Annotated in this window: 13 protein-coding genes; 7 read left to right on the top strand and 6 right to left on the bottom strand. The window is 49.3% G+C overall.

What is annotated here, in order from left to right; all coding sequences use genetic code 11:
- Positions 1-9 precede the first annotated feature (9 nt).
- A complete protein-coding gene (locus tag J0X12_RS10310; RefSeq protein ID WP_207045283.1) occupies positions 10-1,131 on the bottom strand; it encodes an ABC transporter substrate-binding protein in 1,122 nt (373 codons plus the stop codon).
- Positions 1,132-1,396: 265 nt separating this feature from the next.
- Positions 1,397-2,119, bottom strand: a complete 723-nt coding sequence (locus J0X12_RS10305) for a cysteine hydrolase family protein (protein WP_207045280.1) — start codon at positions 2,117-2,119, stop codon at positions 1,397-1,399.
- A 202-nt stretch (positions 2,120-2,321) separates the two neighbouring features.
- Here J0X12_RS10305 and J0X12_RS10300 point away from each other — a divergent pair, with 202 nt between their 5' ends.
- The 4 genes from J0X12_RS10300 to J0X12_RS10285 all read left to right on the top strand — a co-directional run bounded on the left by J0X12_RS10300 (position 2,322) and on the right by J0X12_RS10285 (position 6,610).
- On the top strand, positions 2,322-3,332 hold the full coding sequence (locus tag J0X12_RS10300) for a LacI family DNA-binding transcriptional regulator (RefSeq protein ID WP_207045277.1): 1,011 nt from the start codon (positions 2,322-2,324) through the stop codon (positions 3,330-3,332).
- 291 nt (positions 3,333-3,623) lie between these two features.
- Complete coding sequence (locus J0X12_RS10295) at positions 3,624-4,502, top strand: fumarylacetoacetate hydrolase family protein (RefSeq protein WP_207045273.1); 879 nt, start codon at positions 3,624-3,626, stop codon at positions 4,500-4,502.
- Entirely contained in the window at positions 4,502-5,275 is a 774-nt protein-coding gene (locus tag J0X12_RS10290; RefSeq protein ID WP_207045270.1) for an alpha/beta fold hydrolase, read from the top strand. Before J0X12_RS10295 ends, J0X12_RS10290 begins: the two co-directional genes overlap by 1 nt.
- A gap of 60 nt (positions 5,276-5,335) precedes the next feature.
- Complete coding sequence (locus tag J0X12_RS10285; protein ID WP_207045267.1) at positions 5,336-6,610, top strand: metal-dependent hydrolase family protein; 1,275 nt, start codon at positions 5,336-5,338, stop codon at positions 6,608-6,610.
- A 26-nt stretch (positions 6,611-6,636) separates the two neighbouring features.
- On the opposite strand, the gene J0X12_RS17680 is transcribed toward J0X12_RS10285, so the two are convergent.
- From J0X12_RS17680 to J0X12_RS10270, 3 genes are all read right to left on the bottom strand, one after another.
- Positions 6,637-6,972 carry a thiamine pyrophosphate-binding protein gene (locus tag J0X12_RS17680; protein ID WP_207045252.1) on the bottom strand — a complete coding sequence of 112 codons (336 nt, stop codon included), beginning with the start codon at positions 6,970-6,972 and terminating at the stop codon, positions 6,637-6,639.
- A 162-nt stretch (positions 6,973-7,134) separates the two neighbouring features.
- Positions 7,135-9,033, bottom strand: a complete 1,899-nt coding sequence (locus tag J0X12_RS10275; RefSeq protein ID WP_207045249.1) for a TRAP transporter permease — start codon at positions 9,031-9,033, stop codon at positions 7,135-7,137.
- Between the two features lie 75 nt (positions 9,034-9,108).
- Positions 9,109-10,077, bottom strand: a complete 969-nt coding sequence (locus J0X12_RS10270) for a TAXI family TRAP transporter solute-binding subunit (protein ID WP_207045246.1) — start codon at positions 10,075-10,077, stop codon at positions 9,109-9,111.
- Between the two features lie 217 nt (positions 10,078-10,294).
- Between J0X12_RS10270 and J0X12_RS10265 the strand changes: the two genes are divergently transcribed.
- Both J0X12_RS10265 and J0X12_RS10260 read left to right on the top strand, forming a co-directional pair.
- Entirely contained in the window at positions 10,295-11,080 is a 786-nt protein-coding gene (locus J0X12_RS10265; protein ID WP_207045243.1) for an IclR family transcriptional regulator domain-containing protein, read from the top strand.
- 7 nt (positions 11,081-11,087) lie between these two features.
- Positions 11,088-12,290, top strand: coding sequence for a CaiB/BaiF CoA transferase family protein (locus J0X12_RS10260; protein ID WP_207045239.1), 1,203 nt, complete (start codon positions 11,088-11,090; stop codon positions 12,288-12,290).
- A 286-nt stretch (positions 12,291-12,576) separates the two neighbouring features.
- On the opposite strand, the gene J0X12_RS10255 is transcribed toward J0X12_RS10260, so the two are convergent.
- Complete coding sequence (locus J0X12_RS10255) at positions 12,577-14,319, bottom strand: adenylate/guanylate cyclase domain-containing protein (RefSeq protein ID WP_207045236.1); 1,743 nt, start codon at positions 14,317-14,319, stop codon at positions 12,577-12,579.
- Between the two features lie 139 nt (positions 14,320-14,458).
- On the opposite strand from J0X12_RS10255, the gene J0X12_RS10250 reads away from it, so the two are divergent.
- The gene (locus tag J0X12_RS10250; protein ID WP_207045233.1) at positions 14,459-15,694 is read left to right on the top strand and encodes an adenylate/guanylate cyclase domain-containing protein; all 1,236 of its coding nucleotides are present in this window, start codon (positions 14,459-14,461) and stop codon (positions 15,692-15,694) included.
- The last annotated feature ends 431 nt before the right edge of the window (positions 15,695-16,125 follow it).

Raw genomic sequence — 16,125 nt, 5'->3', positions numbered from 1 at the left:
TATTGATGATTAAATTTTACAGTCTGTTACCGGCTCAACCTTGCCAAAATCCTTTAACACCTCGAAGCTGCCATCAGCGCGTACTTCCGCAATAATCTGATGCAAAGCGGCATGATTAGAGCTTGCCTGAATACTGATCTCACCCTGTGGGGCGTTAAAACTTATTCCGCCAAGAGCGTCGACGGTTTCCTCAACATCGAAGCTTCCAGCCTTTTCAGTCGCCAGTTTCCATAGATGCACACTATCGTAGAGTGCCTCACCCATGTTATTCAACACAGCATCTTCACCGTAGGCTTTCTTAAAGCCTGAGACAAAGGCATTGTTCACAGGATTATCTAGGTCCATTAGGTAGGATACGGAACACTGCATACCTTTGCGTAAATCAGGTGAAAACGCCGGAACAAACAACTCATCCATCAGGGTCGACGCAATTGCAGTATCGCCAAGGCCAAAATCATAATATTGCTTAATACAGTCGACAAGACCGCCGCCAATAAAGGGGAAGAATACGTCAGGCTTGGCGTCTTTGATACGCCGGATAACAGACGACCAGTCACTTTGGTCAAATGGGACGAATTCTTTTCCGACCAATTCTCCGCCATGCTTTTTCAGCAGGGTTTCGACAATTTCGATCGACTGGCGTGGCCAAATATAATCCTGGCCAACGCAATAGATACGAGGTCCAAATTTCTCGACGAGATATGGAATGAAATAATCAAGCTGCTGGTTTGGAACCGCACCCATTGAGACATAATAACGCCCGCAAGATGTACCGCCCTCCCAATACGTCGGATAAAAATATGGCACCCGGAACCGCGTTGCCACATTTGCCGCAACGGCCGCACGAACACTCGAATAGACCACACCAAACAGGGCTTTTGCACCATCCGCCTGGATCATCTTGGTTGATTTCTGAATACCCACGTCCGGACTGGTATTATCATCTTCTGCCAACATCGCTAATTGACGACCAAGAACGCCGCCTGACGAATTGATTTCATTAATGGCGTATTCCATGCATTGCTGCATGGACGGCCCCCAAACAGATCCGGCCCCTGTCATATGAAATAGGCCACCCAGTTTAACGGTTTCCTCGCCGCGAGCAGAGATAATCCATGGCGCCTGCAACACAGTTCCACCGACCGCCGCGCCAATCGCAAGCTTGCCAAATCTGCGGCGGCTTAGCGACGCCCCAGAGAGATGGTTTGGTTTCTCAGTTTTAGACATAACGTGCTACCTCCTGCATATTGACAAAAATTCGACATCAACGCGACACGCGCCTCGTCACCCGGTGATTGATGCGCACAAAAACAGCTTTAAACTCCACTAGATCCTTGATTCTCGAGCACCAAAAATAACAACGCCACGATGTGTTTTTTATCGTGGCGTTGGGTCGTTACAACATCTTAAAGAGTTCCTCGCTCGACATAACGTCGCCAAGACCAATCGAGATGTCTCTCAGGGCGGCAACATACTGCCCGGCCCCTCCTTCCTCAAAAAGCGGGTCATTTACCGCAGATGTACAATCGGCGATAACCGCAACGCGATAATTGCGGGCAAAAGCATCATTGGCGGTGTAGCGAACACAGAAACCCGTTGTCACACCGATCATGAGGATCGTGTCAACCTCTGGACGCTCTCGTAACGAGGTATCAAGAATAGTTCCGTCAAACGAACTATAACGGCTCTTCGCCAATACCAGTTCGCCTTCAGCGGGCTCCAATTCGCGAACAATATCTGTCGCATAAGAGTAATTGCGGAAACGCCCCGAAGACTCAGCACCTTCCGGTGGCCACGCAGGGCCTTCCGGCGTCCCAGCCTTCCAGGTTGGCCACTTATCAGCCCACCGGCCAACATCCCATCCATCACCACGCAGCCCCCATTTGGAGTACATGACAGTAATACCTTTTTCACGGCACCACTCGATAACCTTGGCACTTGGTGCAATGACCTCTTCTCCCGATGGCGCGCCATCACCACCCGGTAAATAGGCAGGCTGGCCCGGTTCAAGGAAAAACCGCTGCATATCTATAACGAGAAGAACCGTTTTTTTAGGGTCAATTTTCGTAACCACTTTATAGTCACGGTTACATAAAGAATCTAAATCCAGATTGGTCATTTTTGTTCCTACGCATAATTCTATTGTTTGATAACAATATATATACTTTATTAAAGTAGATTTATTACTTAAAATCTACACTGATAACTCTTATTTTAAAATGATATCCGTAGCCAAAACGTTTTGTCAAGTGCTTTGTTTTATTTTTCTTGATGTGTTATATCACAGCAGTTCTTTGGAAGTTTTCGATGGATTTGACAAAATGGTGAAGCGAACCACTATTCGCGATGTCGCTGCGGCAGCCGGCGTTTCCGTAACGACTGTTTCTCATACCCTTAATGGAAAAGGTCGCATTGACGCCGAAACGGCCAAGCGAGTTCGGGAGTTTGCGAACAAACTCGGATACAAAGCAAGCGCCGCAGCGCGCAGCTTACAAAGCAGCCGGACGGGACACATCGCGATTCAACATTCGCGTTCATCCGCACACCAAGTATCGCTGATTGAACTCGAATATTTTATCCAGATTGTCGCAGGCGCATCAAACGTCGCCGCCGCCAGAGGTTATCATTTGTCAATGTTGCTTACGGCAAACAATCACGAGTCCGATTGGGCGGGAACCGATGGCGTTATTCTTATCGATCCCATCAGCGGCGATCCACTCATTAAAGAATTAAAGAACAAGAATATCGTCGTTGTCACGACTGGCCGAGATACAAATCAGGAGGCCGAAGATGGCCTATGGGTGGATAATGACAACGTAAAGGCAATTTTGCTTGTTTTAGAACACCTTACAGAAAATGGCGCAAAACAGATTGCCCTCCTGACTACTCCTGGGGATTACTCTTATAGCCTTGAAACATTGCAAGCTTACAAAGAATGGTGCGTGCAGCGTGGTCAAATTCCAATGGACAGGCAACTTGAAGGCGGTATCAATGAAACAATTGCTTACCACGCGACACTTGACCTTTTCTCGGGATCAATGAAGCCCGATGCCATTCATTGCGTCACGGACCGATACGCAATGGGCGCCATGATGGCGGTCGAATCCCTTGGGCTGAAAGTACCGAATGACTGTCTGATTACAGCGGGAACCGATAGTGATGCAGCTCGCCTCGTCGTTCCACCCCTGACCGCACTGGATCTCCATCCGAATGAAGTCGGTGTAAACGCCGCCACTCTTTTGATTGATGAGATCGAAGGACTCAAACATAAGAACCATCATATTGTTCCTGTTGACCTGAATTTACGAGGTTCGTCCTCAATCAGAAAGTAACTCATTACGCTTGCCACACTCCCTTCGGGTTACCGATTTGATTGATCTCTTTTGAAGGGCATCTAATAAACGCCTATCGCCGAAAAATCACCCTAGTTATCCCTTTGATCAGAATAGTGCGACCGCCCTACTCACAAACTTCTTGACAAAACGTTTTGTCAATGGAACCATTATGTATAAAGCCGCATTTATCAAATAATAAAGTCCGGATTTATGAATTAATCCGGAATTTTTCACTCTTCCAAAATAATTATCATTATTTTGGAAATACAAATAGGTGACGCAAAATTCATGGCGAAGATACTGACATTTTCAATTAACGAGGAAAGAAAGGTCGGCTTGATTAGCGAAGACGGCCAATCTGTCTCACCATTTTCGGTACCATCAGAACTTGCCTCGACTGGACTACTTTCAATTCTGCGAGAAAATGCAATTGGGTTACCAGAGACGCTGGCGCCCATCCCCCTGACTGACGTTCAGATTGAGGCGCCTATTCCAGTCCCGCTTCGAAACATATTTTGTGTCGGCAAAAACTACCACGAACATGCGCATGAGTTTGCCAAAAGCGGGTTCGATTCAAGTGCCTCGGCTGGTGCCGTACCGAAAAATCCCATCATTTTTTCAAAACTGCCTCAAACAGTCGTCGCAAATGGCGAAGAGGTTATCATTAATAATGCCGTTTCGACAGCAATCGACTATGAAGCCGAGCTCGCCGTCATAATTGGCAAGGGCGGACAGGGAATTGCACCGGAAAATGCATTTGATCACGTCTGGGGTTATTCGATTATTAACGATGTAACGGCACGAGATCTACAAGGAAAGTATAGTCAATGGTTGATTGGAAAATCGCAGGATACTTTCTGCCCAATGGGCCCTTGGGCAGTTACGAAAGATGAAATCGATGTTGAAACGGCTTGCATCCGGTGTTTCGTGAATAACGAGCTGCGCCAGAACTCGAACACCGGACTTCTAATCTTCGACATTCCAACAATTATTTCGACGATTTCCGAAGGCATTACCTTGATGCCGGGCGATATCATCGCCACCGGAACACCCGCGGGCGTCGGAATTGGATTCGACCCGCCCAAATACCTTAAAGCTGGAGATACAGTCCGAATTGAGGTTGACGGAATCGGCACATTAGAAAACACCTTTCAGGAGATCAACTGATGGCAACAATTAAAGCAGGTGCCTGCGTTTGTGACGTAGAAGGCGATGGGTTTCCGGTTGTCATGATTCATGGACTTGGCGGCACATCAAACAGTTACCAGCCTCAAATGAAGGCACTTGAAGGCTATAAAGTTATACGTATCGATTTGCCAGGCGCCGGCCGGTCAGCCGTTCCATTATCGGCTCTTTCCATTGGATACCTTGCAACAGAAATCGTAAACGCCATCAATGAACTCGGCGTTACGTGCGCCCATTTTGTTGGGCATTCAATGGGGACCATCATGTGCCAACAGATAGCCTTGGAAAATAGTGCTTTGGTCGCGTCCCTGACACTATTCGGTGCAATCATAGAACCACCGGAAGCTGCCAGAGCTGGACTGAAAGCACGAGCAGAAGCAGCACGTCATAACGGAATGTCCGACATTGCAGACCAAATCATTGCAAATACTCTCTCACCACTAACACGTGAAACGAAACCAGAGGTATTGTCCTTTGTGCGAGAAAGTGTCATGCGACAAGACGCAGAAGGCTACGCACGGACGTGCGAAGCACTATCGGCCGCTCAAGCCATCGACGCGAAGCACATACAAACTCCTACCTTGTTGGTGACAGGGGATGGCGATCCTGTAGCTCCCGTCGCAATGGCGGAACAGTTGGCAGAAAACCTTCCCAATTCTGAACTGTCAATCATCAAAAATTGCGGCCACTGGGCGACTATGGAAAACGCTGGTGAGGTAAATACGCTGCTTACAAAGTTTCTCCTGAAAAGCTGAAATTAGATAGTCATTTACGAAACCAACAATAAGTCGAAAAGATCATATTGGGAGGGCGCTATGTCAGACAGCAAAAACTTACTATTCAAGAACGCGCAGATTTTGGATGCCACAGGAGCCGCGCCCTACGCAGGCGATGTATTAGTTCAAGGTAACCGGATTAAGGAAATAATCAAAGAAAGCGCTTCCTCTGATCAGCGGGCCTTCTCAAATGAGGGAGCCGAAGTCATCGATTGCAAAGGCGCGACACTGATGCCGGGAATGATAGATTCACATCTGCATCTTTCCTGGAATAATGCCCCAGGGATTGACCCAATACAATTTATGGAAGTTGAAGAACATATGCTGGTAACCATGGAGATGGCCAAGCTGGTGCTGGATTCAGGTTTTACTGCAGGACGTGGGGCGGCGGCAGCGAAGCCGAGGCTGGATGTTGTCGCCAAACGATTCATCAACGAAGGCCGTTATCCCGGCCCGCGCTATTTGTCTGCCGGTCCAGAGATCACGACGGTTGGCGGTCTTGGCGATTCCGCACCTTCCCATATTCCTCATGAAGGCTTGAATCTTGGTCTGGTCGTTTCAGGCCCGGAAGAAGTTCGGCGAACTGTGCGGACACTCATTAAGTATGGCGTTGACACGATCAAGCTCAATCTCTCTGGAGAGACCATTGCAGGTGTTGGGGCGGAAGAAACACCGATGTCAGAGGAAGAGATAGCAATGGCTGTTCAGGAAGCCCGCTGCCGGAACAAAACCCTTGCCGCACATGCCCGTTCTTCTGGTTCAATTAAGCAATGTGTTCGTCACGGTATCGAAAATATATACCATGCATCATTCGCAGATGAGGAAGCGCTCGACATGCTCGAGGCCGCGAAAGACAAACATTTCGTTGCACCCGGTATAGCCTGGCTAATCAACACATCACGGCATGCGGAAGAATGGGGTATTAAGCCTGGCTCTCCCCTTGCAATCGAGTATGAGCGAGAGCTTGAAAATTGCATTGAAACCATGAAAAAAATGCATAAACGCGGAATTCGCATCTGCATAGGGGGTGACTATGGCTTCGCATGGACACCTCAGGGCACCAACGCCAAGGATATAAAAACCTTTGTCGACATGCTTGACTTTTCCCCAATGGAGGCAATCCAGGCGGCAACAAAATATGGCGGCCAGATCATGGAAATGGGTGACGAGCTCGGCTTGATTAAAGAGGGCTACCTTGCCGATATTTTGTTGATTGACGGCGACCCAATTAGTGATGTCGGAATACTCGAAGAGCAAAACCGAATTTTAGCGATCGTAAAGGATGGCGAGTTTCATAAAGCGTATCGGCCTTAATGGTTAATCCCTTAATGGAGTAATTTCTAATCTCCAACAAGGCCACTATTACTATCCAATAGCAGCGGCAAGGGCGCAACGTTTGCAATAGAAACTGGATGAGACAAGATTGTTTCCACGTTTGCTATCGCGCCGGCAATTATTAAAAGCGAGGAAGAATCTCGCATTGCAGCGAGAGCAGCCGTCAGAGTATTGGCTAATCCTGACCCGAGGCCCACGAGTAAAACACCGAGCTTTGCTGCCAATCTTGCTGCCGCCTCCGCCATATGACTGGCGCATCGCTCATTCCGCGCAACAACAAACGCAGGAGCGTCAAACTGCCATATCGCGTCCATTGCAGGAAATGTCGTGATTCCGGCCAAGCAAAAATAGTCCAAATACTTAGATCGCTAATATTTTCCCATAAATATTCTGCGCCAGTTGACCCGTTCAAACCGGCTCTCCTCTAACGAATGTCCATGTCATTTTGAAACGCTCCAATAGGAACAACCAATCCTGGCGTTGTCACAATCGCGCGACAACAATCACCCAAGAACAGGATCAGTAACGACCCTGCGCTTTTGACGAAGTTGCGACATGAACAACAAAACTGCAAATGCTAATCCGATCAAAAACAGGACCAGTTCAGTTTCTGAGGATAAAATGTTGCGGCATAATGCGTACGCAATACTAGCTCCCACAGCGACAATACCAAACAGCCAATCCCGTCCTCTAAAACGAACGGCTCCGGTACCGTAAAGCAGCGCCGTACCGACCGCCAGAACAACAAAAATTGCGACAATAGACATTACCGCATTTAGCATATCTGTGCTTTGTAGGGTCATTGCCGGGTTGAAGACGATAAAAAATGGAATGACAAACCCGGCGAGTGAAAGTTTAAAAGCTTTTACCGCAGTGGAAAAGTAGTTCGCCCTAGCGATAGCCGAGGCGGCCAACGCCCCCATGGCAACCGGGGGCGTTACCGCGGAAATGATCGCGAAATAAAAGCAGAAAAAATGGGCGGCCATGACCGGCACTCCCATCTTAATGATAGTGGGAATCGCGACAAGGGCAACGAGACTATATGCTGCGACGGGCGGAACGCCACACCCTAGAACCAGCGAGACGATCATCGTCAGCAACAGACCAATAACAATATTACCTGCGCTAAAAACCTCAACGAGGCCAGCAATCTTACCGCCAAGACCCGTGGTTATCAGTGTCTGGGAAATTAAACCAACAATGCAAAGGGAAACTCCAATCTGTGCCCCAACGATTGCGCCTTCTGTAAGCACCTCGAGAAACTCCGGAGCAGTTGGCCGCCCGCCTGATCGAAAAAAGCTCAACACAATAACCGTACATATAGCCCAGAATGCTGCGTAGGCCGGGCTGAAACGAAACAGGAGCAAGCCCGTCAGAATACCGACTGGAATTACAAACATTGGGATACCGCGCCGAATTACTGACCAATCAGGCATCTCTCGCGGGGCCTTAATACCGGCGGCAGTGGAGGCAAACTGGACCGACAGCATCACACCGATATAGAACAATATTGCAGGAATCAGGCCTGCGATCATGATATCCGTGTAGGGGACCCCAACAAAGAAGGCCATCAAAAATGCCGCTGCGCCCATGACCGGGGGCATTAGCTGCCCGCCTGTCGATGCGGTCGCTTCGATCGCGCCAGCAAGGGGAGCAGAATAGCCCGCCCGCTTCATATAAGGGATTGTGAAGGCGCCGGTGATTGCAACATTTGCAACTGCCGCACCGGAAACCATGCCAATTAGTGAGCTGGAGACCACGGCAGTCTGGCCTGGCCCGCCTGCGACACGCCGCCCAACAAGCTTACCAAGTTCATACAGAAAATCATTTATCCGCAAAAGTCCCATCATGCTGCCAAACACAACAAACAGGAATATTTGGTTCGCTGAGATAGATAGAAACGTACCGTAAATGCCCGAAAACCCAATCGACAAATATGAAATTACATAACCCAAGGAGAATTGCCGGTGATAGAGGGGGCCACCGAGATAGTGGCCGAACAGGAAATACGCAACAAACACGAATGCAACTACCGGCAATATCCAGCCCCAAGCCTGCCGCGTTCCCTCAAATGTAAGGACAATCATTAGGATGCCAATCGCGATATCTGTCGGGGTAGGGAAACCTACATTCTGTTCCAAGGCATCCAGGTTGACATATACATATGCCGTGACAAACAGGCCGCCAGCAAGAAAGCCTAGGTAGATAAGGCGGCGAACTGGCCCGGCAGCAGAGCGAACAACAACAAGAAAGGTGAGTCCAAAAATAAAGGCCAAATGCACAGTTTGATGTTCAATGCTTCCGAGCAGAATTCCATATGCACTAAGCATATGATACGCCACCATCGCCAAGGCGACGATATAGACCGCTATTCTGATCACACGATCAAACTCTTTATCCATAAAGGATCCCCCAAATTATAGGCTGGTAATCCCGTCGGCAATGCTACCGACGGGAGGCACACTATGATTTTTGTATTATTTCAAGCCGGCTTCTTTGTAAGCGCGGAGCGCACCCGGATGTATCTTGGAAGGATCAACGCCATAAGCGAGAGACTCGCGCGACATTAATTTCCCTAAGGCATGATACTCCTTAAACATGCCGACATTTTCAATGATCATTTTTGTAATTTCATATGCAGTTTCATCAGGCATCTCCGGATAGGCACCCCATGCAATAGGGTCAAAAAAGCCGGGCATGTCTGCATTTACACCCGCGATTGCATCCTTCGGAATGGTAAGTTTATTAATTCCGACACCGGCAGCAATGGTCTTTGCAACCGCCTCTTCTCCCCATGGAATGTGGTAGAGCGTCTTTCCGCTACCGACAACCGTCAATGTTTGTGGGCTCGGGCTGAAAGTCTTGTTAATTGGGTCAGCATATCCGCCTATGATTGCAGCATCTACAGTGCCATCCAGCAATGCCTGCGCGGCCTGTTTTGTTCCGAGATATTCAATATCAATTTGTCCGTCGAGCCCCCAACCATGCTTGATGATCAGTTCAGGTTCAATTGTCCATAAGATTTGCGGAGGGCGGCCTAACCCAACGCGCTTCCCAATCAGATCCTTTGGCTCCTTGATATTCTCGTCCAAGGTAGCCAGCCAGACGGAGCCCAACAGGTAGGTCGCCAGAAGCTTCGGCGCAGGTGTTGGCTCGCTAAACGGTTTCAGGCCGTTCTCAGCAAGATAGGCAAGACCAAAAGTATAAGGTGTTAAGGTGTCCGGCTTGGTTCCCGGATCTGCCTTGAGTTGTTTCAGGTTGAAAACCAACCCCGGGGTTTCTGCCGCAACGAGTTGAATTTTTGCACCCGTCTTTTTTGAAATTTGCTCCATCGCTCCGCTTAGGGTGTTGCTACCCGTTCCAAAGGGACCTGACGGAATATTAACAGGATGGTCTTCTGCGAATGCCGAGGGCGCTGCGAGAGTAAGCAGCAATGTTGCACCCACAAACATCTCCCTAAAATTCCTCATGTTTTCCTCCTCCAAAATGCAGGCTTTGACCATATATAGTCTTGCCTTTTGTTTCATTATATGAAATGATATATCTTATATTGAAATAGTATCGCAAAGTGGTTATTCTAGTCAAGAACCATCAATCGGCATGACTTGCGCGATCATTTGATTGCACCAAAAATTTTTGAAGCAACATGCAGGAGAATTTATTGTGAAAACGGTACAGACTTACCCGACGCAATATCTGCAAACGGTCAGCCGTGCGGTAGCAGTATTGAGAGCCTTTAAGGGCGGCAGCAAAGACATGTCCCTTAAAGAACTGACCGAAGTGCTTGGCCTCAATAAGGTCACCACATTTCGTCTCGCCAGGACTTTGGCCCATGAGGGATTGCTAGTTCAGGACCCGTCGAACGATCGCTATTCACTCTCGTTTGGCTGTCTTGCGCTTGTTGATGCAATGCTCAACCGCGACGGCCTCGCCGAAATATCCAGAAAACATTTGCGCGAGGCCCGGGAAGAAACTGGCGAAACTGCAACTATTCTTGTTCGGGAAGGCTGGGATCGCGTTGTCATTGCAACCGAGGCCAGCCTCCAGCCAGTTCGCTACGTAATGGAAGTCGGACGACGTAATCGTGTCTACTTAAGCGGATCCGGCGCTTGTCTCGTTTCAGGGATGAATGAGGAAGAGCGAAAATCACTCTTTTCTTTCATCGAAACCGACCCTATTGCCAAAGAATATGACCTGACCAAAGAGGTTCTCATGAGCAGGCTCGATTTCATAAAGAAAAACGGATGGGGCACAGCGCAAGGGGAATGGGCCGAAGAGGCGTCCGGTGTCGCCGCCCCCGTATATAACAGGAAAGGTGACGTAATTGCGGCGATTGCGATCGCAATGCCCCGCAGTCGATACAATAAATCCTACCGAGACAAATGCGCCCCGGCCGCAATGAAGGCAGCAGAATTGATCGGCAAAGAATATGACTCCATCAACAGATAGGGAAAAAATGAACGATAAGCCACAACTTCTCTCCGGTCTTAAAATACTAGATCTCGCAACAATGCTGGCGGCACCCATGGCTGCAACCCTATTAGCCGATTTCGGCGCCGAAGTTGTCAAGGTGGAGCTTCCCGATAGGGAAGACCCCTTACGGGACCTGCCCCCGCACAAGGATGGCAAGCCCCTCTGGTGGAAAGTCACGAACCGCAATAAAAGAGGAATTACTCTCGATATTCGCAAACCCCAAGGTCGGGAACTGCTGCTCGACATAATCGGCAATTTCGATGTTCTGGTAGAAAACTTCCGACCCGGCACGCTGGAGAAATATGGCCTCTCTCCTGAAGTCCTGCAGGCACGCCATCCGGGCCTTATTATACTGCGTGTATCCGGCTATGGACAAACGGGCCCCAATGCGACAAGCCCGGGCTTTGCACGTGTCGCGGAAGCCTTTTCAGGATTCACTTATCTCTGCGGATACCCCGAGAGCGGACCGATGCATATCGGCTTTCCCGTTGCGGATGCAACCACCGGGATCTTTGGCGCACTCGGAATCATTATGGCATGCTGGCACAAGGCAAAACATCCGGAGGCTCCCGGGGAAATTATTGATTTATCCCTAGTAGAGTCCATGTTTCGTCTGCTGGAATTCCTCCCGATCGAGTATGATCAATTGGGGCACGTCAGAGAAAGGTCCGGAAATCGAAGCCAATATGCTGGCCCCAGCAACATATATCGCTCAAAAGACGGTAAATGGATTTCCTTAAGCGCGTCGGCCCAGTCAATCTTTGAAAATTTTGCCCGTCAAATGGGACAGCCTGAGTTGATTGCCGACCCTCGTTTCAAGACCAACAGCGATAGGGTGGCACATTCGGAAGAACTGGATGAAATCGTCGCGGCCTGGTTCGCAGATCGGACACAGAGCGAAGCCCTTGAGGAAATGAAAGCAGGAGGTGTAGCGGGCGGCCCGGTCTTCTCGATTGAAGACATATTCAATTCCGAGCAGTTTAAGGCCCGCGACGCCATTATTAAGGTCGATGATTCGGAACTTGGTCCAGTGGCCATGCAGGCCGTCACGCCGAAATATGCCAAAATGCCCGGCTCAGTGACCAGAACCGGCCCCCGACACGGTCAGGACACCGATGAAGTTTACAAATCCCTCGGTTTAAATGAAAACAAGATTGCTGAGCTTAGAAGTAAGGGAGTTATTTAAAAGGATATACTCTCCAATATTGCCGCATAAGCGCGATGGTGGGACCCAGGTGCTGACTTATTTACTGATGCTATCTTCAACGCTATACCAGTCTCTAATTATAATAGTCGCTAATACAAGGTAAGCGATGAAGGAAGGAATCCTGATTCCCTTTAAGTGATTGGGTTAGAAACCAGGCCTCGGTACGCAAACGCGCAACCAATCTTTCAGAAACTCACTACCGCCCTTGTCATCATTTTCACAAAACCATCAATTCCACGGATTAACTCTAGGCCGGGCGTTTGCCTTATTCATCCGGGAGCCCGGCTTTGATGAGGCCTTCCATATAATGCCGGAATACCTGCTCGTCTCGAAAGGGAATGCCCGCCCTACCGCTGGAAACAGTATAGTTCGGCGATACCGCGAGAAAGTCTTTTAGGGCGGCACGGGCCTCGTCCAAACGACCCAGTTGCGCCAGCGCATTGGGGCGCCCCCTGAGTGCCAGCGGATAATGCGGCGCAATCCGGATCGCCTGTTCTGCAAACTCCAGTGCTTCCTCATATTTTTCCGAAAGATAATAGCTTGCCGAGAGTGTTCCCAACCACATCGGCATCAAACTGTCGAACGGGCTTAAACGAACGGCCTTATTAATCGCCGTAATTGCCTCAGCTTGCTGACCCATGAACATATTAACTGCCCCCAAGGCGTGATAGGCCATGGCAAAACTCGGGTTAAGTTCAATGGCCCGCTGACAGCCGTTTATTGCCGCTGCATATTTGCGCTGATAAGCATACATGAAACCGGACAACGCATTTCCCATGGGATGCATTGGATCACTGGTAATGGCCGACATGGCCTGTGCGGTACCGTCTTGCAAGGCCTTCTGCGGATTGTCAGTCCATGAAAATAGCGCCAGGCACATGTTTGCAAAGGACGCGAGCGCCTGCGCCTGGGCAAAGTCAGGACTTTCTTCAAGAACGGGTTGCAGCATTCCAAGCGTGGCCTCAATGTCCTTCTTGGTGAATTTGTTGAAGTGCCACAATGCCCGTTGTGTCTTGTCCCAAGCCCCCAGATTGTCCACTGTCAGCCGATGTGCACGGTTCGCTTCCGCCTGACCGACAATCGGTTCAAGTGCCGCGACGATTTCCTCCGTGATTTGATCCTGCAGATCAAAGATATCGCCTATCTGCCCATCATAACGATTTGCCCAGAGATGGCGGCTGGTTTCCGCATCGATAAGCTGCCCGGTAATGCGGACCTTGGTTCCTCCCTTGCGGACGCTGCCTTCCAGCACGTATCGGGCGCCAAGCTTTTTTCCAACTTCTTGAATATCGACTTTCTGCCCTTTGAAGCTAAAACTGGAATTTCGGGCGATTACGGGCATCCAGCGCCACATCGCCAGCCGGGTCAGGATATCTTCGGCGATCCCGTCGGCAAAATACTCCTGATCCGGATCGTTGGACATGTTATCAAAGGGCAAGACAGCAATTGCCGGGCGGCCATCGAACCCTGAAACCGGGCTTGATACGTCCGTGACAATCTTAATATCCGCTTTCCCCTTGGCGGGCCAATGCCAGACAGTGACTGGTCGCGCGATATTCTTTAGCGCATGTTGATCCCCGCCACCAAAATTAAGAGCCGCCTTGCCATCCAGACTCTGATGGGCGGTATCAGAAATCAACACCTGTCCAGGTTCGGCCAGGGCTTCCAGGCGGGCGGCGACATTTATCCCGTCGCCATAGACATCATCGTCCTGAAACGTTACGTCGCCAATATGAACGCCAATGCGGAGCTGAATGACCGCATGATCCAAAAGCCCTTCCTGAACCTGAATAGCGCAGGCGGTCGCATCGGAAATATTCGGAAATTCGACGATCCAACCGTCGCCCATGCGCTTGATAATATTACCACCACGCGCAACGACAACCGGTTCAAATAATTTCTGGCGCAGTTCCACCAACGCGGCAAGCGTGCGGATCTCGTCCTCACCCATAAGGCGGGAATAATCGACCACATCTGCAATTAATATGGCGGTAAGACGACGCGGCAAAGATGAAATCTCCCGTTTCAGGCATAGTATCTGATTTGGGGAGGAATGATAGATACAAAGAATATCCATTAGTGAGACCATGACTGTTGTCATCGTTGATGATATATAAGTAAATTAGATTCCACTGAAGGATCATGCCATGACGAGCGCCGCACCAATAGAGAACCTGGGAGGACGTATTTTGGCCGCGCTCCCGGCCGCTCCCGCTGATTTCCCACCGGACTATGCGCGGTTTTATGTTATCGGCCAGCTTATATATCCGATTGGTTTTCTTGCTCATATCGGATTTTTTATACTGTTTAATCACCTGGACCTGAAAGTTTTGGCGGCGTTCAACATACTGAGCGTTACTGTATTCGCTTTTGCGATGTGGCAGCACAATAAAGGAAATATGAAAAGGGCTTACCTGACTTTAATTGAAGTTCCGGTTCATGCCGCTTTGGCGACGGTATATCTCGGTTTGTTCGCCGGATACTGGCTGCATATTTTAATCGTAGTTTCGATTACCTTGCTGGTACCGTTTATCAGCAGGCCAATCAGAATTGGCGCAGGAATCGTCCTTTCCCTTTTAATGGCATCAATTGCCGCTTATGCCGTCTTCAATGAGCCGTTAATTCCGGTTTCAAACGAAATTTATGCGTTCTTTCTGACGTCAAACATTCTGGTCATGGCTACGCTTATTATCAGCATCCTGGTCTCCTTCGATATTGCCGTGATCCGCGCGGAAAAAGCGATGCAGTTGGAATTTTCACGGGCAGAGTCACTTCTGCTCAATATCCTTCCCGCGGAAATCGCCACGCGGCTCAAGGCACAGGAAGAACCTCTGGCGGATAGCCATGACAATGTCTCGGTCTTGTTCGCTGACCTCGCTGGTTTTACGGACCTGTCGCGCAAAATGTCTGCCAGCGAACTCGTCAATTTGCTTAACGATCTTTTTTCGCGTTTTGACAAGCTGACGAAGCACCACGGCGCTGAAAAAATCAAGACCATCGGCGATGCCTATATGGTGGCAACGGGATTGAGTGGCAGCGTCGCGGATCACGCTGAGAAAATTGCCGATTTGGCATTGGGAATGCAACAAGCCTTTGGTGAGTTTCGCCGGGAAAACAATGTCGATTTGAAACTCAGGATTGGGGTGCATTCTGGCGCAGTCATCGCCGGTGTGATTGGCAAACAGAAATTCTCCTATGACCTCTGGGGCAATACAGTCAATGTTGCGAGCAGAATGGAATCGGAAGGAATTCCCGACCAGATCCAGATTTCAACGGAAACCCGTGAAAAACTGCCAGAGTGCTATAAGACTGCCCCGCGCGGCGAGATTAAGATAAAAGGACATCGCGTGAGAGCAACCTATTTACTTGAAGGCCGAAGATAGTAACTGAGTCCAAGAGCTCCGTGCCTGCCCCCTCGCAGATTTAAATCAGCGGCTGGAAATATACAAATACGCTAGAGGCAAGCCGTGCCGGCATATAATCGTCCTCTCGGTATTTCAACTCCACTCAGGGACGGGAATTTCCAACATAGCAACGAGATCGTCGGGCTCATTCAGAGCCGTGCTGTCTAAGTTTGTCATGCAATGACGCGTTTATCGCGCTGGAAGTCGCAGAATTGCCTAGTGAGCTAATTGGTCTGCTTATGATCCCACGCAGACAACATCGGAAACCACATCCCTACAATTGTGGGCACCCCTGTCACTTAATCTTCATTCGTTGGCTTACTAATTGGCGAGAAACTGGGTGACGTGCTCCAAAAGCTAAGTTTTCCAAGCGCGAAGTGTTAGAGATTTTAACTATACCCAATTTTGTC

Origin of the sequence: Sneathiella sedimenti (assembly GCF_017313765.1) — a bacterium.
Classification (GTDB): Bacteria; Pseudomonadota; Alphaproteobacteria; order Sneathiellales; family Sneathiellaceae; genus Sneathiella; species Sneathiella sedimenti.
This window is presented reverse-complemented; position numbering and strand designations above follow the sequence as displayed.